This window comes from Micromonospora sp. NPDC092111 (assembly GCF_044755745.1).
Classification (GTDB): Bacteria; Actinomycetota; Actinomycetes; order Mycobacteriales; family Micromonosporaceae; genus Micromonospora.
Window position 1 is genome coordinate 364,239 of the sequence record NZ_JBIVRQ010000002.1, and the last position, 16,879, is coordinate 381,117.

Annotated in this window: 16 protein-coding genes; 8 read left to right on the forward strand and 8 right to left on the reverse strand. The window is 75.2% G+C overall.

Annotation, left to right across the window (positions count from 1 at the left end; all coding sequences use genetic code 11):
• Positions 1 to 5 precede the first annotated feature (5 nt).
• Together ACIQG9_RS07720 and ACIQG9_RS07725 are read left to right on the forward strand one after the other, a co-directional pair.
• On the forward strand, positions 6 to 524 hold the full coding sequence (locus tag ACIQG9_RS07720) for a hypothetical protein (RefSeq protein WP_400399101.1): 519 nt from the start codon (positions 6 to 8) through the stop codon (positions 522 to 524).
• 70 nt (positions 525 to 594) lie between these two features.
• Entirely contained in the window at positions 595 to 2,898 is a 2,304-nt protein-coding gene (locus tag ACIQG9_RS07725; protein ID WP_400399102.1) for an AAA family ATPase, read from the forward strand.
• 100 nt (positions 2,899 to 2,998) lie between these two features.
• Here the strand turns inward: ACIQG9_RS07725 and ACIQG9_RS07730 are convergent, their stop codons facing one another.
• Both ACIQG9_RS07730 and ACIQG9_RS07735 read right to left on the reverse strand, forming a co-directional pair.
• A complete protein-coding gene (locus ACIQG9_RS07730) occupies positions 2,999 to 3,508 on the reverse strand; it encodes a GNAT family N-acetyltransferase (RefSeq protein ID WP_400399103.1) in 510 nt (169 codons plus the stop codon).
• 130 nt (positions 3,509 to 3,638) lie between these two features.
• Positions 3,639 to 4,544, reverse strand: coding sequence for a hypothetical protein (locus ACIQG9_RS07735; RefSeq protein ID WP_400399104.1), 906 nt, complete (start codon positions 4,542 to 4,544; stop codon positions 3,639 to 3,641).
• A 213-nt stretch (positions 4,545 to 4,757) separates the two neighbouring features.
• On the opposite strand from ACIQG9_RS07735, the gene ACIQG9_RS07740 reads away from it, so the two are divergent.
• A complete protein-coding gene (locus ACIQG9_RS07740) occupies positions 4,758 to 4,970 on the forward strand; it encodes a hypothetical protein (RefSeq protein ID WP_400399105.1) in 213 nt (70 codons plus the stop codon).
• On the opposite strand, the gene ACIQG9_RS07745 is transcribed toward ACIQG9_RS07740, so the two are convergent.
• The 4 genes from ACIQG9_RS07745 to ACIQG9_RS07760 form a co-directional block, all read right to left on the reverse strand.
• Entirely contained in the window at positions 4,971 to 5,375 is a 405-nt protein-coding gene (locus ACIQG9_RS07745; RefSeq protein WP_400399106.1) for a DUF3263 domain-containing protein, read from the reverse strand. It lies immediately after the preceding gene.
• 167 nt (positions 5,376 to 5,542) lie between these two features.
• Complete coding sequence (locus ACIQG9_RS07750; protein WP_400399107.1) at positions 5,543 to 6,556, reverse strand: ABC transporter permease subunit; 1,014 nt, start codon at positions 6,554 to 6,556, stop codon at positions 5,543 to 5,545.
• On the reverse strand, positions 6,553 to 7,563 hold the full coding sequence (locus ACIQG9_RS07755) for an ATP-binding cassette domain-containing protein (protein WP_400399108.1): 1,011 nt from the start codon (positions 7,561 to 7,563) through the stop codon (positions 6,553 to 6,555). Before ACIQG9_RS07755 ends, ACIQG9_RS07750 begins: the two co-directional genes overlap by 4 nt.
• 119 nt (positions 7,564 to 7,682) lie before the next feature.
• Entirely contained in the window at positions 7,683 to 8,468 is a 786-nt protein-coding gene (locus ACIQG9_RS07760) for a DeoR/GlpR family DNA-binding transcription regulator (protein WP_400399109.1), read from the reverse strand.
• 200 nt (positions 8,469 to 8,668) lie between these two features.
• On the opposite strand from ACIQG9_RS07760, the gene ACIQG9_RS07765 reads away from it, so the two are divergent.
• The 3 genes from ACIQG9_RS07765 to nagA are packed head-to-tail and all read left to right on the forward strand — an operon-like array spanning position 8,669 to position 11,699.
• Positions 8,669 to 9,598: an SIS domain-containing protein gene (locus ACIQG9_RS07765; protein ID WP_400399110.1), complete on the forward strand. Its 930-nt coding sequence runs from the start codon at positions 8,669 to 8,671 to the stop codon at positions 9,596 to 9,598.
• Positions 9,595 to 10,590, forward strand: coding sequence for an ROK family protein (locus ACIQG9_RS07770; RefSeq protein ID WP_400399111.1), 996 nt, complete (start codon positions 9,595 to 9,597; stop codon positions 10,588 to 10,590). Before ACIQG9_RS07765 ends, ACIQG9_RS07770 begins: the two co-directional genes overlap by 4 nt.
• On the forward strand, positions 10,590 to 11,699 hold the full coding sequence (gene nagA / locus ACIQG9_RS07775; protein ID WP_400399292.1) for an N-acetylglucosamine-6-phosphate deacetylase: 1,110 nt from the start codon (positions 10,590 to 10,592) through the stop codon (positions 11,697 to 11,699). Before ACIQG9_RS07770 ends, nagA begins: the two co-directional genes overlap by 1 nt.
• 24 nt (positions 11,700 to 11,723) lie before the next feature.
• Here the strand turns inward: nagA and ACIQG9_RS07780 are convergent, their stop codons facing one another.
• Positions 11,724 to 12,932, reverse strand: a complete 1,209-nt coding sequence (locus ACIQG9_RS07780) for a DUF4032 domain-containing protein (protein WP_400399112.1) — start codon at positions 12,930 to 12,932, stop codon at positions 11,724 to 11,726.
• Positions 12,933 to 13,076: 144 nt separating this feature from the next.
• On the opposite strand from ACIQG9_RS07780, the gene ACIQG9_RS07785 reads away from it, so the two are divergent.
• On the forward strand, positions 13,077 to 13,814 hold the full coding sequence (locus tag ACIQG9_RS07785) for a phosphatase PAP2 family protein (protein ID WP_400399294.1): 738 nt from the start codon (positions 13,077 to 13,079) through the stop codon (positions 13,812 to 13,814).
• Positions 13,815 to 13,823: 9 nt separating this feature from the next.
• Positions 13,824 to 15,056, forward strand: a complete 1,233-nt coding sequence (locus ACIQG9_RS07790) for an APC family permease (RefSeq protein ID WP_400399113.1) — start codon at positions 13,824 to 13,826, stop codon at positions 15,054 to 15,056.
• Here ACIQG9_RS07790 and ACIQG9_RS07795 read toward each other — a convergent pair whose 3' ends face one another.
• Positions 15,057 to 16,871, reverse strand: a complete 1,815-nt coding sequence (locus tag ACIQG9_RS07795; RefSeq protein ID WP_400399114.1) for an NAD-binding protein — start codon at positions 16,869 to 16,871, stop codon at positions 15,057 to 15,059.
• Positions 16,872 to 16,879: the final 8 nt, after the last annotated feature.

Consider the following 16,879-nt stretch of genomic DNA (forward strand, 5'->3'; position numbering starts at 1 on the left):
ACGTGATGAGAGGTGGTCTGGACGAGACACTGGCCCGGCTGGCGCGTCGTGAGGAGGCGCGGCGCCGCCGGACGACCGAGCCGGGCGAGGACGCCGACCGGGACGGGTCGACCGTGGCCTTCGAGGCCACCGGCCGGAACGGCACGCCGGGCGGGCCGGACCGGGTCGGGCCGGCGCGGACCCGACCGGACCGGGCCGGACCCGCCGGACCCGCCGGCATCGGGCTCGCCCCGGTGGCGGAGGTGGCCGAGGCGGTCCGCCGGGTGGTCGCCGCCCATCCCGGCCTGTCGGTGGTGCTGCGGGTGGCGTACGAGGGACGGACGTACCCGTTGCGGGTCGATCGGACGGACGCCGAGGCGCGGGTCGACGCGGACAACCTGACCACGCCGCCGCCGGCCTGGCCCCTGTCGGGCCGGACGGTACCGGCCTGGACCCCGGCCCCGGGCGGCCCGGACATCGACCCGGCGGCCCGGCTGGCCGAGCTGATCCGCCGCGACCCGTCGCTGCTCGGCGACGACCGGTGACGGCCGGGCCGGCGATTCGACCAGCGATGACGGCGGGGCGCGCGATGCGGCGGGCGGCTACTGTCGGGCGGTGCCCGAACCGGATCTGACCCTGACCGCGAGCCTGCGCCCGGCCGCGCTGGACGCCCGACGGGGCATCGTCCGGCTGCACCCGGAGGTGCTCACCGCCCTGGCGTTGCGCCCCGGTGACCCGGTACGGCTGGCCGGCCGGCGGGTCACCACCGGGATCGTCGCGCCCGCCGAGCCGACCGCGAGCACCGCCCTGCTCTACGCCGACGACCTGACGCTGGGCAATCTCGGCCTGCGCGACGGCGGTCAGGTGACGGTCAGTCCCGCCCCGCTGACTGCCGCCCGCCGGGTGACCCTGACCGGCCCGGTCGCGGTGCTCGCCGCGGTGTCCCCGGAGATGCTCCGGCTGGCGCTGCTCGGCAAGGTGGTGACCGTCGGCGACGACGTCTCCCTGCTGCCGCAGGACGTCCTTCCGGACGCCTCGGTGCGGGGCCTGGTCGAGGCGGCCCGGCGCAGCCTGTCCAACACCGTCGGGTACGCCTGGACGAGCACCCTGCTCGCCGTGGTCGCCGCCGAGCCGGTCTCCGGTGGCCTGGTCACCATGGACACCGTGGTCGGCTGGGAGCACGGCCCGGTCACCCACGGCTCCCCCGGCCCCAACGGGACGTCGACCGGCCCGACGGGCGGGGGCGCGCCGGCCCGGGTCGGCGCGGTGGCCGGCGGGACGGCCGACCGGGGCGACCTGTACGCCGGGCCCGGCTCCATCCCGGCCGGCCCCGGGGAACCGACGTCCGTCGACGACGCGCCGCACGTGGACGAGTTGCCGGGGCTGCGGGCCCAGGCCGAGGAGCTGACCGAACTGCTGGACCTCGGCTTCCACCACCGCGAGGTGCTGGGCCGGCTGGGCACCGCCATCTCGCTCGGCGTCCTGCTCAGCGGCCCGGCCGGCTCGGGGAAGTCGGCGCTGGTCCGGGCGGTGGCGAAGGCCGTCGGGGCCCGGGTCCGCCCGCTCTGGGCACCGGAACTGGCCGCGCTGGGCAACGACGCGGCGGCCCGTCGGCTGCGCGAGGCCGCCGCCGACGTCACCGGGGGCGGCCCGGCGGTGCTGCTGGTCACCGACGTGGAGGCGGTGGCCCCGGCCGACGACGCCGGGCCGCTGGCCACCGTGTTCCGCCAGGTGCTCGCCGGGGCCGTCGGAGCGGGTACGGCGGTGGTCTGCACCACCTCCCGGTTCGAGGCGGTCGACCCGGGTCTGCGCGCGCCGGACCTGCTCTCCGTGCGGGTCACCGTCCCGCTGCCCGACCCGGCGCTGCGCCGCGAGCAGTTGACCGTGCTGACCCGACAGGTGCCGCTGGCCGAGGACGTCCGGTTGGACGAGGTGGCCGGGCGCACCCCCGGGTTCGTCGCCGCCGACCTGGCCGCGCTGGTGCGGGAGGCCGGGGTACGGGCGGCGCTGCGGCAGAAGACGGCCGAGACGCCGACGGTGGCGATGGCCGACTTCACGGCGGCGCTGGAGGTGGTCCGGCCGACCACCATGGCGGCGTCCACCCTGGAACTGGCCACGGTCACCCTGGACGACGTGGGTGACCTGGTGGAGGTGAAGCAGACCCTCACCGAGTCGGTGCTGTGGCCGTTGACCTACCCGGACACCTTCGCCCGGCTCGGCGTGCAGCCGCCCCGGGGGGTGCTGCTCTACGGGCCGCCGGGCTGCGGCAAGACGTACCTGGTGACGGCGCTGGCCGGGTCGGGGCGGGCGAACGTGCTCTCGGTGAAGGGCGCCGAACTGCTCTCCAAGTGGGTCGGCGAGAGCGAACGGGCGGTCCGTGAGCTGTTCCGCCGGGCCCGCGAGGCCGCGCCGACGCTGGTCTTCCTCGACGAGGTGGACGCGCTGGCCCCGGTGCGGGGCCAGGCCACCGACGGGGGCACCACCGACCGGGTGGTGGCCGCCCTGCTGACCGAGCTGGACGGGGTGGAGGCGCTGCGCAACGTGGTGGTGGTCGCGGCGACCAACCGGCCGGACCTGGTCGACCCGGCGCTGCTGCGCCCCGGGCGGCTGGAACGGCTGGTCTACGTGCCGCCGCCGGACGGCCCGGCCCGGTCGGCGATCCTGCGCGCGTCGTCCCGGACGGTGCCCCTCGCCGGGGACGTGGACCTCGCCGCGCTCGGCGAGGAGCTGGTCGGTTTCTCGGCGGCGGACTGCGCGGCGCTGGTGCGGGAGGCGGCGCTGGCCGCGATGCGCGAGTCGCTGGCCGCCTCCACGGTCACCGCGGCGCACGTCGCCACGGCCCGCCGCCGGGTCCGCCCGTCCCTGGACCCGACCCAGGTGGCCTGGCTGGCCGCGTACGCCGAGAACCACGCCGGCTGACCCACCGGCCACCGCCGTCGACCAGGAGGTTGGCGGCGGTGTGCGCCGTCGCCGCCGGGCGTCGTGCCCGACCGGAAGGCGGCTGGTCGGGCGCGGCGGCTCAGCGCGAGGGGGGAGTCGCGTCCAGGGAGATCTCGGCGTGCACCTTGTCGCCGTGTTCGAGCAGTTTGGCGCCGCAGCTACGCAGCACCGACACCGCGCCCACGTTGGCCCGCGTGGTGTCCGCGACGACGGAGTGCATGCCGGCCCCGGCGGCGGCGTTCAGCAGTTCCCGCAGGGTGGCCACGCCGAGTCCCTGGCCCCGGGCCGACCGGCCGAGCCACATCCCGGTCTCCACCACGCCGGGGGCGTCGCACCGGGTCATCCGCACCATGCCGACCACCTCGGCACCGGCGAGGACCGCGAACATGAGGGTGCGGGTCGGCCCGTCCAGGCCGCCGAAGCTCGCCCGGTGGAACTCCCGGAACGCCTCCCGACGGGCGTGCGACCAGCCGGCCGGCGCCTCCACCGGGGGCATCACATCACCCGGCTCGGCCTCGGCAGCCGCTACGGAGAGCAACGACTCCAGGTTCTCCTCGTCCACCGGCTCCAGCCGTACCGCGCCTGCCACGTGCCGCAGTCTGCCGCCCCCACCGGCCCTCGTCCACCCCTTTGGGCGGTGACTGGCGGTCCGGCCGGACGTCTCGGCCGGTCGTCCCATGGAGGTGTTCCGCGTCACGCTCCGCTGTCGGGGTCGCCCTTCACCCACGGTGTGCCGGGAACTCGCAGAGCACCACCGAGGCGTCGTCGGTCCGCTTGTGCCGGCGCAGCCGGTCGGGGTGCTCGCGTTCGGCGGCGCGTACCCGGTCGATCAGCGCGCCCGGCCCGTCGGCGGTGACCAGGTCGAGCAGGCCGGGCCAGTCGAGGAGCCCGAACTGGTCGACGGCGCAGGACGCGCCGTCGGTCAGCAGGGCCGCCCGGCGGACCGCGTCCGGGCCGCGCAGCGGCGACGTGCCGGTCACGGCATGGTAGGCGGCGTCCGGATCGGCGGCGGCCACCCAGTAGCCGGGGGTACGGTTCATCCGCTCCCGCTGCGACGTGACCGCGAACCGGAACCGGGTGACCGGGTCCACGTCGCCGGACGGCAGGCCGCCCACGATCGCCCGCAGGTCGGCCAGCGCGTGCGTCAACCGGTCGTCGGAGACCACCTGGACCCGGCCGCCGAGGTCGAGCAGCAGCGGGCTGTCGCAGAGCACCAGCCAGTCGATCTCGTCCGTGCCCTCCCGGACCAGGCAGACGGTGGACGACGGGGTACCCGGGTGGTCCAGGTCGCAGGCGTCGCCGTGATCGGCGCGGACCGCGAGCAACGCTGCGGCGAGGCTGCTGACCAGGGTCGCGGCGGGGCGGGCGGCGACGGCGAGGCCGATCCGGGCAGCTAGGTGCCGGACGAACCAGGCCGGCCCGTGCACGCAGCCGGTGGCGAAGCCCGCCGGCACGGTCGCCCCGTCGAGCACCCCGACCAGCGGGCCGAACCGGAACACGAAGTCCTCGTTCTCGGCCCGCCCGGGGGCCGGGTCGGACGCCGAGCGGACCCGCATCGTCCACGTCTCGCCGGCGAGCCGCCGCACCGTGTGCCCCGCCGGATGTCGCGCCTCCGGTCCCGCCATTGTCCGCTCCCTCCGCTCGTCCCCGGCCCGGCTACCCGGCCGGCGCGGTGCCATGCCCGCCGCCCCCACCCGCGCCCGAGATCGCCTGAACTCGCCGGTACGCGGTGGTGACCGACGGTAGCGTCAGGAACGGTTGGCTTCCCGCCGGCCGGCGGGCGTCGTCAGGACGGCCCGCCATGCCGGGGAGCCGCACGACGCGACGGGGGGATCGGCATGTTGGCACGGTTGCACGAGTCGGGGTTCAGGTCGGAGCACGCGTACCTGGCGGGTTTCGTCAGCATCGGGCTCTCCTTCACCAGTTGGTTCCTCTCCAAGCACCTGGAGCGGGCGGGGGTGGACCGGGCGGACCGCTGGGGCATCTTCATCGGGGAGTGGGCACCGACGTTCTTCGCCATCGGCAACGGGCTGCGGACGTACGAGAAGTGATCAGCGCCGCCGGTTGCGGGTCCGGGAGGAGCGCAGCCGGCGCAACCGGCCGACCAGCACCGGCTCGGCGGCCAGCGCGGCGGGCCGGTCCAGCAACCCGTTGAGCAGTTGGTAGTAGCGGGTCGCGGAGAGGCCGAAGCTGTCCCGGATGGCCTGTTCCTTGGCACCGGCGTGCTTCCACCACTGCTGCTCGAAGGCGAGGATCCGCAGCTCCCGCTCGGTCAGCTCGTCGGCATCCGCCGGTGCCACCGGACGCCCGGCACCGGCCGCCGCCACCGACGGTTCGACGGGCGGGGCCGAGCTGTCGTCGTCCGGCGCCGACCGGGGCGGTGGCACCAACCGGGGGTCCGCGGCCACCGGCTCCGGCGACGGCTCGGACCGGTGGGCGGCGTCGGCGGGCGGCATGGCGCTCCTCGGCGGGACGGACGACCGGCGGGGCCGGCCGGCGGGGGAACACCCAGCTTAACCAGGGCGACCGACGATCGCAGCGGACGACGGGCGGGCCCGCGTCGACCGTCGGGGTCGACGCGGGCCCGCCCGCCCGGCACCGCCCGAACCGGGCGGCACCGGACTCAGGTGATGTCTCGCCGGCGCATCATCCAGAACGCGGCGACCAGCACCACGGCACCGCCGAGGCCGAACACCAGCGCCGAGTCCTGCCAGGTCACCAGCATCTCCTTCGGGGTGCACTGGCCCTGCACGAAGTCACAGGAGCGGTAGTCGATCAGCGTCCACTCCTTCTCGAACCAGGCCAGCGCGTAGGTGGAGAGGACGTAGCGTTCACCAAACCGCACCTTGGCGATCTCGACGGCGATCCGGATGCCGATCTCGCTGACCACGCCCAGCCCGACGGCGACGCCGAGCGCCATGGCGGTGTGCCGGCCCAGCGAGGCCAGCGCGAAGGCCACCGCGCCGACGGCGAGGATCAGTCCCAGCGCCCGCAGGCCGCTCAGCCCGGCGGACTGCCAGACGCCGGCGGTGACCTTCGCGGTGCTCCCCCGGTACGTCCCGATCAGCCAGAAGGCCAACGTCCACAGCGCGCCGAGCACCACGGTCACCCCGACCAGGCTGGTGAGCACGGCGGCCAGTTTGGTACCGAGCACGGCGAGCCGTTTCGGCCGCCACAGCAGCAGGTTCATCATCCCGCCGCTGCTCCACTCCGCGCCCACGAACGAGGCCCCGATCAGGAAGGCGAAGAGCGCCACCGCCCCGGCGAAGACAGCGACGAAGGTGCCGAACTCGCCGCGGAAGTCGAACTGGTACGGCAGGTTCCACTTCGGGTCGAACATCTCCGGCTGGGGCTGCCACTGCCGGCCGCAGTCCTCGCGCAGGTGCTCCTCGACCACCTCGCCGCGGGCCTTCGCCGCCTCGCAGGTGGCCACGCCGCGTTCCCATTCCCGCAGCGACTCCCGGTAGTTCGCGTCGGACTCGGCCTGCGCCCGGGCCACCACCGCCGGGGAGAGTTGGTGGCTGGAGAAGGCGAAGGCGGTGGCGATGCCGGCCAGGCCGAGGACGAGCAGGACGAGCAGCACCCGGGTGAGCCGGCGCTTGGCCAGCCGGCGCAGTTCGGTGACGTACAGGTTCATGCGCCCCACCCTCCCGTGGTGCCGCCGGCGCTGCCCGGCTCGGCGACCTTCGTGGACTGGTCGACCTGGCGGTGCTGGCCGGGGACCGGCGTGGTGGCGGTGAGTTCCAGGAAGACGCTCTCCAGGTCCACCGCGACCGGGGCCAGTTCGCTGACGTACAGGTGCTGTTCGGCGAGGAGTCGGCTGACCGTGGCGGGCTTGTCGACCCCGGCCAGCATCAGGTGGTCGGGGTGCCGGGTCACCGCCACGCCGGCCCGGTCGAGCACGACGGCGGCGGCGGCGAGGTCCTCGGCGGCGTCCAGCCGGACGCGTACGCCGCCCTGCGAGTGCCGGGCGAGCACCTGCTCCACCGGGCCGTAGGCGACCCGGCGGCCGAGCGAGATGATGGTGACCTCGTCGCAGATGAGCTGGATCTCGCCGAGGATGTGGCTGGACAGCACCACGGTCATCCCGGATTCGGCGAGGGTGCGCATCAGGGTGCGCATCTCCCGGATGCCACCCGGGTCGAGCCCGTTGGCCGGCTCGTCGAGGATCAGCAGCTTCGGGTTCTTGAGCAGGGCGGAGGCGACGGCGAGCCGCTGCTTCATGCCGAGCGAGTACGTCTTGACCCGCTCGCCGGCCCGGTCCCGCAGGCCGACCAGTTCCAGCACCTCGTCGACCCGTACCGGGGGCACCCCGCCCGCGTTGGCGAGCAGGGACAGGGTGTCCCGGGCGGAGAAGTGCGGGAAGAACTGCGGGCTCTCCACGATCGCGCCCACCTGGCCGGCGACGGTGGGGAGCGCGGTGGGCACCTGGTGCCCGAGGATCGCCATCCGGCCGCCGTCCGGGCGGATCAGCCCGAGCAGGGTACGCAGCGTGGTGGTCTTGCCTGAGCCGTTGGGCCCGAGGAAGCCGTGCACCTGGCCGGCCTCGACCCGCATGTCGAAACCGTCCAGCGCGTTGCGGGTGCCCCGCCGGCGGCTCTTGTACGTCTTACGTAGACCTTCGATCTCCAGGACAGCCGACAAGCTGCGCCTCCCCCGATGGTGGCTTATGACAGCGGTCACCATACTCGGTATGCCCGGTCCGGCAATACCTGGTATGCATCGGCGCGTCGACCGCTACCGACGGTGTCTCAACGAGTCACTCAGGCGCAGATGACGTGCACCCCGGCGGCGCGGAACGCGTCGACCAGTTCGGGTGCCGCCCCGGAGTCGGTCACCAGGGTCTCCACCCGGTCCACCGGGCAGATCCGGGCGAAGGCGTGCCCACCCAGCTTGGAGGAGTCGGCGATGATCACGACGCGCTTGGCCCGGGCCACCATCAGGTTGTTCATCGCCGCCTCGCCCTCGTGGTGCGCGGCGGCGCCCAACTGCGGGTCGAGCGCGTCCACCCCGAGCAGGGCGACGTCCAGGGTCACCTCGCGCAGCAGCGCGCCACCCAGCGGCCCGACCAGCTCGAACGACTTCGGCCGCACCACGCCGCCGGCCACCACCACCTTCATCCGCGAGCGGACCAGCAGCTCGTTGGCGATGTTCAAGGCGTTGGTGACCACGGTGAGCTGGGCACCCTCGGCGTTGGTGTTCAGGTCGGGCCGGACGGCCAGGGCCCGGGCCACCTCGGTGCTGGTGGTGCCGCCGTTGAGGCCGACCACGGTGCCCGGGGAGACCAGCGCGGCGGCGGCGGCCCCGATCCGCTGCTTCTCGGCCGAGTGCTTGGCGGTCTTGTAGCGCAGCGGCAGGTCGTACGAGACGCCGTTGGCGACCGCACCACCCCGGGTCCGGGTGATCATCTGCTGCTGGGCGAGCTGGTCGAAGTCGCGGCGGATGGTGGCCTGGGAGACGCCCAGCCGGCCGGCCGCCTCCTCGACGCTGACCCGCCCGTTGTCGGTCAGCATTTCGAGCAGAGCGTTCCACCTGGCGTACCGGTCCACGACGGGGCCTCCGTTGACTCTGCACGGACGGTGATTGATTGCGTGCACAGTAGTGCGCGAAACTGGCCGGACGCAAAACATTGGTCTGCGCGATCGGGGAGCCGGTTGCCACGGCCGCCCGGGCTCGCGCAGAATGACGCGCGAAAGACGGTGGTAATGAGCCGTATTGCGCACCGCCTCCCCGGTACGAGGAGTTCCCCATGGCGTACGTCGACGCGGAGATCGCGAGCCAGCCCGACTGCTGGCGGGAGGCGGCCCGGCTGGCCGGCGCCGTCGCCGACTGCCTGCCCCGCCCCGACGAGCGGGTCGCCGTGGTCGGCTGCGGCACGTCGTGGTTCATGGCGATGGCGTACGCCGGGCTGCGCGAGCGGGCCGGCCACGGTGAGACCGACGCCTTCCAGGCCAGCGAGTTCCCGGCCGGCCGCCGCTACGACCGGCTGATCGCGATCACCCGCTCCGGCACCACCACCGAGGTACTCGACCTGCTGGCCGCACTGCGCGGCCGGGTGCCCACCACGGTCCTGGTCGGCGACCCCGCCGCGCCCGCCGCCGAGCTGGCCGACGCCACGGTGGCCATGCCCTTCGCCGACGAACGCTCGGTGGTGCAGACCCGCTTCGCCACCAGCGCTCTCGCGCTGCTCCGCGCCCACCTGGGCGACAACGTCGAGGCCCTCGCCGCCGACGCCGAGGTCGCCGTCCGCGCGCCACTGCCGCTCGACCCGGCCCGGATCGACCAGGTCACCTTCCTCGGCCGGGGATGGACGGTCGGGCTGGCCCAGGAGGCCGCGCTGAAGTGCCGCGAGGCGGCCACCTTCTGGGCCGAGGCGTACCCGGCGATGGACTACCGGCACGGCCCGATCTCGGTCGCCGCCCCGGGCCGGCTGGTCTGGGCGTTCGGCGAACTGCCCGAGGGGCTGCCGGAGGACGTCGCGGCCACCGGCGCGGCGTTCGTGCACAGCCGCCACCACGGGTGCCACACGGTGCTCGGTAGCTGGGCGGCCGGGCGTACCCCGGTCGACCCGATGGCCGACCTGATCCTGGCGCAGCGCTTCGCGGTGGCCCTGGCCACCAGCCGGGGCCTGGACCCGGACGCGCCCCGGCACCTGACCCGTTCCGTGGTGCTCGCATGACCGACGGCCCCGCCGCCGACGGCCCGGTCGTCGTCGCGCTGGACGTCGGCGGTACGGGCATGAAGTGCGCCCTGGTCCGGCCGGACGGCCGGGTGGTGCACGCCGAACGGCACCCCACCGACGCCGGGCGCGGTGCGGACGCCGTGGTGGCGACCGTCCTGGAGGTCGCCGAAGGACTGGCCGGCAAGGCCCGCGCCGCCGGGCTGACCCCGGTGGCCTGCGGCGTCGCCGTACCCGGGGTGGTCGACGAGACCGCCGGGACGGCGGTCTGGTCGGCGAACGTCGGCTTCCGGGACGTACCCCTGCGGGACCTGGTGTCGACGCGGCTCGCGCTGCCCGCGGCGCTCGGCCACGACGTGCGGGTGGGCGGGATCGCCGAGGCCCGACTGGGCGCCGGCCGGGACGCCGGGCACGTCCTCTTCGTCGCCATCGGCACCGGCATCGCCGCCGCGCACGTGGTCGCCGGGTCGGCCGCCGCCGGCGCGCACGGTGCCGCCGGCGAGATCGGCCACATCCTGGTACGCCCCGACGGCCCGCGCTGCGGCTGCGGCCGGCCCGGCTGCCTGGAGGCGGTCTCGTCCGCCTCGGCGATCGCCCGCCGCTACGCGGAGCTGGCCGGCGGCACGAGCACCGCCACGGAGCGGGCCGACAAGGCGAGCCTCGCCACGGGGCCGGCCGGCGATCCGGTGAGCGCGGCCGAGGTGGCCCGGCGGGCGGCGGCCGGCGAGGAGCTGGCCGGGCGGGTCTGGCGGGAGGCGGTCGAGGCGCTCGCCGACGGGCTCGCCACCGGCCAGGCGCTCTTCGACGTGCAGACCATGGTGCTCGGCGGCGGGCTGGCCCGGGCCGGCGAGCAGCTACTCGGCCCGCTCCGGGCCGCCCTGCACGAGCGGATGACCTTCCACCGCGAGCCGCGCCTGGTCGCGGCGGCTCTCGGCGACGAGGCCGGCTGCCTCGGCGCCGCCCTGCTCGCCCTCGACAGTCTGGAGAAATGATGGCCCTGCGGGTGACCGGCAAGGTGGTGACCCCGACCGGCGTGGTCCGGCAGGGGTGCGTGGAGCTGGCCGGCGAGCGGATCACCGCCGTCGCCGAGTACCCGGCGAAGCGCGACGGGCACTGGATCGTCCCGGGCTTCGTCGACATGCACACCCACGGCGGCGGCGGGCACACCTTCACCACCGGCGACGCCGACTCCGCCCGCGAGGCCGCCGCCTTCCACCTGCGACACGGCACCACCACGCTGCTGGCCAGCCTGGTCAGCTCCCCGTTCCCGCTGATGCGCGCGGCGACCACCGCGTTCGCGCCGCTGGTGCGCGAGGGCGTGCTGGCCGGCGTCCACTTCGAGGGGCCGTACCTGTCGGCGGCCCGGTGCGGCGCGCAGAACCCGGAGTTCCTCCGCGACCCGTCCACCGACGAGCTGGCCGAGCTGATCGAGGCGGGGGCGGGGGCGGTGCGGATGGTCACCCTGGCCCCGGAGCGGGCCGGCGCGCTGGACGCGATCAAGTTGCTCACCTCGCACGGGGTGGTCGCCGCCGTCGGGCACACCGACGCCACGTACGACCAGACCCGGGCCGCCGTGTCGGCGGGCGCGAGCGTCGGCACCCACCTGTTCAACGGGATGCGCCCGCTGCACCACCGCGAGCCGGGCCCGGTGGTGGCCCTGCTGGACGCCCCGAACGTGGTCTGTGAACTGATCGCCGACGGGGTGCACCTGCACGACGGCATGCTCTCGTTCGCCACCTCCGTGGCCGGCCCGGAGCGGACCGCGCTGATCACCGACGCGATGGCCGCCGCCGGCATGCCCGACGGCGAGTACGAGCTGGGCGGCCAGGCCGTCACCGTGGCCGACGGGGTGGCCCGGCTGGCCCGCGACGGAGCGATCGCCGGCAGCACCCTCACCATGGACGCCGCGCTGCGGCACGCCGTCGACGCCGGCATCCCGATCGCCGACGCGGTACGGACGGTCGCCACCACCCCGGCCCGCGCCATCGGCCTCGGCGACCGGGTCGGCGCCCTCCAGGTGGGCCTCCGCGCCGACCTGGTGGTGCTCGACGACGAGCTGAACGTGGTCCGGGTGATGCGCGCCGGCACCTGGCTGGACTGACGCCTCGCGCCTCGGGCGCAGGGTTCAGGCGGTGGGCACCTCGACGCCGAGGACGGCCTGCTCGTCGGGGCGGTGCACCAGCACGTCGGCCAGGTACGACTGCACCGCCGGACCCATCCCCACGTCCCGGCCGGCCCGCTCGGAGAGCAGCCACTTGTGCTCGATGATCTGCGCGAAGAGTTCCTGCGGCTCCAGCTTGCGGCGCAGGTGCGCGGGGACCGCCCGGACCACCGGTTCGAAGACCTCGGTCAGCCAGCGGTGCGCCGCCTGCTGCTCGTCGGTCAGGTCGCTCTCCACCCGATAGGCGTCCAGGTCGTTGAGCAGCCGGCGGGCCTGGTTCTCCTCGGCGTCCAGGCCGGTCAGCCGGATCAGCCGCCGGGTGTGGTAGCCGGCGTCGACCACCTTCGGGCGGACCAGGTAGCGACCGTTGTCGACCGTCGACAGGGCCACCTCGGCGACGTCGAAGCCCAGCTCGTTGAGGCGACGGATCCGCCCCTCGATGTCGTGCCGGGCCTCCCGCTCGACCTGCTGCTCGTAGGTGATCTCGTGCCACAGCCGCTCGTACCGCTGCACGACCTCCTCGCAGACCAGCTCCGGGTCGATCGACTCGTGCAGCAGCCCGGCCGCCTGGAGGTCCAGCGCCTCGCCGAAGATGTTGACCCGGGCGATCTCCAGATCCTCGCCGCGCTGGCCGTTGGAGAGGGCACGGTGCAGCGCCCCGGTCTCGGCGTCGACCAGGTAGGCGGCGAACGCCCCGGCGTCCCGGCGGAACAGCGTATTGGACAGCGAGCAGTCGCCCCAGAAGAAGCCGGTCAGGTGCATCCGGACCAGCAGCACGGCGAGCGCGTCGAGCAGCCGGCCCATCGTCTCCGGGCGCAGCGTGCGGGAGAACAGCGCCCGGTAGGGCAGCGAGAACTGGAGGTGCCGGGTGATCAGCACCGGATCCAGTGGGGCACCGTCGTCGGTCTGCCGGTCGGCCACGATCGCGATCGCCTCCACCGACGGGAAGTCGATCCGCTCCAGCGCCCGGAGCAGGTCGTACTCGCGTTCGGCGACCCGCTCGCCGGTCTCCTTCACGGCGTACACGTAGTCGCCGAGGCGGACGAAGCGGACGATGTGCCGGGAGATGCCCTGTGGCAGCGCCACCAGGTGGCGGGCAGGCCACTCCTCCAGCGGGGTCGACCAGGGCAGGTCGAGCAGCGCCGGGTCGACGAGGGCCGAGGTGATCCGCACGGGGACAAGTGTGCCGGGTGCCCCCGGCCGCGCGCCTCCCTTCGTGGCTCGACACACATCGACCCCGGGCCGTGCCAGCACGGCCGCCGAGTCGGCCGGTAGCGTGACCGCGTGCGGGAGAGGACCACGAGGGTACGCGGCGACCTGCGGTGGAGGCCGGTCCGCCCGGCCGGCTGGGGGTACGACGGCCTCCTGCTCGCCGCCCTCGTCGGGCTGACCGTGGCGCTCGCCACCGACCACCTCTTCGGGATCGACCGGGCGGTGGCCGACTGGGCGGACGCGCACCGGCCGACGGCCGCCTACTGGATCGCCCGGGCGCTGAACCTCCTCGGTCAGGGCACCCCGTTGACGCTCCTGGCCGCCGCCCTGGGCGTGCTGCTGGCGGTCCGGCTCCGCTCGGTCCGCCCGGTGCTGCCCCCGGTGGTCGCCTTCGGGCTCACCTACCTGACCATCGGCCCGCTGAAGGTGTGGACCGCCCGCCCGGCGCCCAGCGCCAGCGTCAAGCCGCCGTTCCTGCCCCCGGAGCAGACCCTGCCGCTGTTCCAGCACGACCTGCCGGTCGGCTACGCCCAGTCGTACCCGTCGGGGCACGTGGCCAACGCGCTCGTCTGGTACGGGGTGATCGCGCTGCTCCTCGCCCCGCTGCTGGGTACCGTCGGCCGGCGGATGCCCCGCTTGCTGGTCACCGCCGTCCGGGTGGCGCCGCCGCTGGTGGTGCTGACCACCACCACCTACCTCGGCTGGCACTGGCTGACCGACTCCGTCGCCGGGCTGCTGCTCGGGCTGCTGCTGGACCGGCTGCTACGCCGGGTGCCCTGGGACGACGTGCCGTTGCCGGGCCGGTTGCGGAACCGGGGCCGCCCGTTCACCTCCACCGCCTAACCTGCCCTGGTGGATCGACTCAGTCGGCGGTTGGGCGTACCCGACGCGGTGGTCATCGGGCTCGGGGCGATGCTCGGCGCGGGCGTCTTCGTGGTGTTCGCCCCGGCCGCCGCGTCGGCCGGCGGCACCGGGCTGCTGGTGGCGCTCGCGCTGGCCGGGTTCATCGCGTTCTGCAACGCGACCAGTTCGGCCCGGCTGGCGGCCCGCTACCCGGAGTCCGGCGGCAGCTACGTCTACGGGCGGGAACGGCTCGGCCCGTTCGCCGGGTTCCTCGCCGGCTGGGGGTTCGTGGTCGGCAAGACGGCGAGCTGCGCGGCGATGGCGCTGACCATCGGGGCGTACCTGTGGCCGGCGCAGGCCCGGCTGGTCGCGGTCGGCGCGGTGCTGGCGGTGACCGCGGTGAACCTGCGCGGCATCGCCAAGACCGCCGCCGCCACCAGGCTCCTGGTGGTCGTGGTGCTGGCGGTGCTGGCCCTGGTCGCGGTCACCGGGTTGGCCGCCGGGGACGTCCGGCTCGACCGGCTCGTCGACTCCGGCGGCCCGGCCCGGGGCGTGCTCACCGCCGCCGGGCTGCTCTTCTTCGCCTTCGCCGGGTACGCCCGGATCGCCACCCTCGGCGAGGAGGTCCGTGACCCGGCGCGGACCATCCCCCGGGCGGTGCCGCTCGCCCTCGGCGTGGTGCTCGCGATCTACCTGGTCCTCGCCGTGGTCGCGGTCGGGGTGCTCGGGGCCGGCCGGCTGGCCGGGTCGGCCGCGCCGCTGGCCGACGTGGTGACCGTCGCCGGGCTGCCCGGTCTGGCCTGGGTGGTCCGGGCCGGGGCGACGGTGGCGGTGACCGGGGTGCTGCTCTCCCTGCTCGCCGGGGTCGGCCGCACCCTGCTGGCGATGGCCCGCCGCCGGGACGTGCCGGGCGCGCTGGCCGCCGTACACCCGGTGTACCAGGTCCCGCACCGGGCGGAGCTGGCGGTCGCCGCCGTGGTGGTCGTGGTGGTCGCGGTCGGCGACGTACGCGGGGCGATCGGCTTCTCGAGCTGCACCGTGCTGGTCTACTACGCGATCACCAACGCCGCCGCGCTGACCCTGGGCCGCGACCCCGACCGGCGGCTGCCGGTCCAGGTGCTCGCCGCGCTGGGGCTGGTCGGCTGCCTGCTGCTGGCGGTCAGCCTGCCGACGGTCAGCGTCCTCACCGGCTTCGCCGTGCTCGCCCTCGGCGCCGCCTGGTACGCCCTGCGCCGCCGCTAGTCACTCCTCCGGATCACGCGGGGTCGGCGGGGCCGGCGGGCCGGCGGGTGGCTGCCGGGGGGCGGCCGGCGGTGGCGGCGGTGGCGGGGTGGTCTCCCGGAGCAGGGCGCTCAGCCCGGCCCGCCGGGCCACCACGGTCAGCCGGTCACCCGCCGAGATCACCATCCGGGGGTCGGCCGTCCAGTCGGCCTTCTGCCCGGCCGGCGAGTGGGCCAGCAGGCGGACCTCGCCGGGGCGGGCCACCGCGCCGAGCGGGCGGCCGTCGAGCGGGGCACCGGCCACCACCGGCACCTCCGCCACCAGCAGCGCGTGCCGGTCGACGGGGATGGTGGCGATGACCGCCCGGTCCAGCAGCGCGGCGGCGAACGACGGCGCGGCCAGGTACGACACGCTGCGCGAGATGCCGATGCCGAACGCCTTCTGGACCCGCTCGGCGAAGTCGCCGTCGAAGAGCCGCAGCACCACCCGCAGCTCCGGGAGGAGCGCCCGGCCGTTCAACGCGGCCCGCAGGTTGACCCCGTCGTCGGTGGAGACCACCACCAGCGCCTGGCAGTGCCCCACCGAGGCCGAGCGGAGCGTCTCCTCGCGGGCCGCGTCCCCGACGATCAGCGGGACGCCCAGCCGGCGGGCCAGCGCCGCCCCGCGCGCCTCCGCGTTCCGGTCGATCGCCACCACCTCGACGCCGAAGTCGTGTAGCTGGGCCATCACCCGGGTGCCGATGTTGCCGAGCCCGACCACCACCACGTGCCCGGTGCGCTCCGGCTGGACCCGGCCGGCGTGCAGGGCCAGCCGGGCGTTGACGATGCCGTCGACCACCACGGCGGTGATCAGCGGGATCAGCGCCAGCCCGGCCAGGTTGAGCACCACCTGCATGACCTGGGCGGCGGCTGGTTTGTCGACGTCCGGGTCCTGGCCGGTGAGCGTGGTGACCAGGGTCAGGTAGAGCGCCTCCGTCCAGCTCACGTCGACCGCGCGGGCGTTCAGCCAGCCGAGCAGCGCGATCACCCCGAGCAGGGTGAGCACCGCGATGCCGATCTTGCGGGTGGCGAAGCTGCGGACCGCCCGGAGCAGCACCGCGAGCGGTCGCCGGCGACGGCGGGCCCGGACCAGCCGGCGGGCGGCCAGCTCGGTGCCGGCCGGCTGGCCGGTCGCCTCGGCGAGCACCACGTCGGCCACGGCCTCGTCGGCCGGCAGCACCCGGACCAGCTCCGGATCGGTGGTGACGGCCAGCCCGCAGACCACGTCGGTGGGGCGGACGTCGTCGCGGCGGGCCACGTAGAGGGTCCGGCCGCCGTGCCGGAAGTGGGTGGGGGCGACCTCCCCGAGGGCGGCGGCGACGAACGCCGGGGCGGCCATCGAGGCGTCCGAGAGGACCGCCGAGTCGGGGAAGAGCTGCCGTACGCCGTTGGCGAGGCTGGTGTTGAACATCCGGACGACCAGGCGCAGCCGGGACTCGACCTCCTGCGCGCAGAGCGCGGCGTGCATGTTGCCCACGTCGTCCTGGTGCAGCAGGGCCAACCCGTCCGCCCCGGCCAGGCCGGCCCGGCGGAAGGTGGCCTCGTCGAGCCGGTCGGCCCGGACCACCTGGATGCCGTCGAGGTCGCGGCCGTCGGGGCCCTCGGAGCGGCGGCGCTCCGGCACCACCAGGGTGACCCGCACCCGGCCCTGGGTCAGGTCGGTGGCGAGCAACGCCCGGACCACCCAGTACGCCAGCGGGTCGTTGCCGCAGACCACGTAGTGCGGGCGGGAGTCGCCGTTCATCCGCAACCGCCAGCCCGTCGCGCGCCGGGCGCGGTCGCGCAGGGGTTCGGCCATGTCCGGAT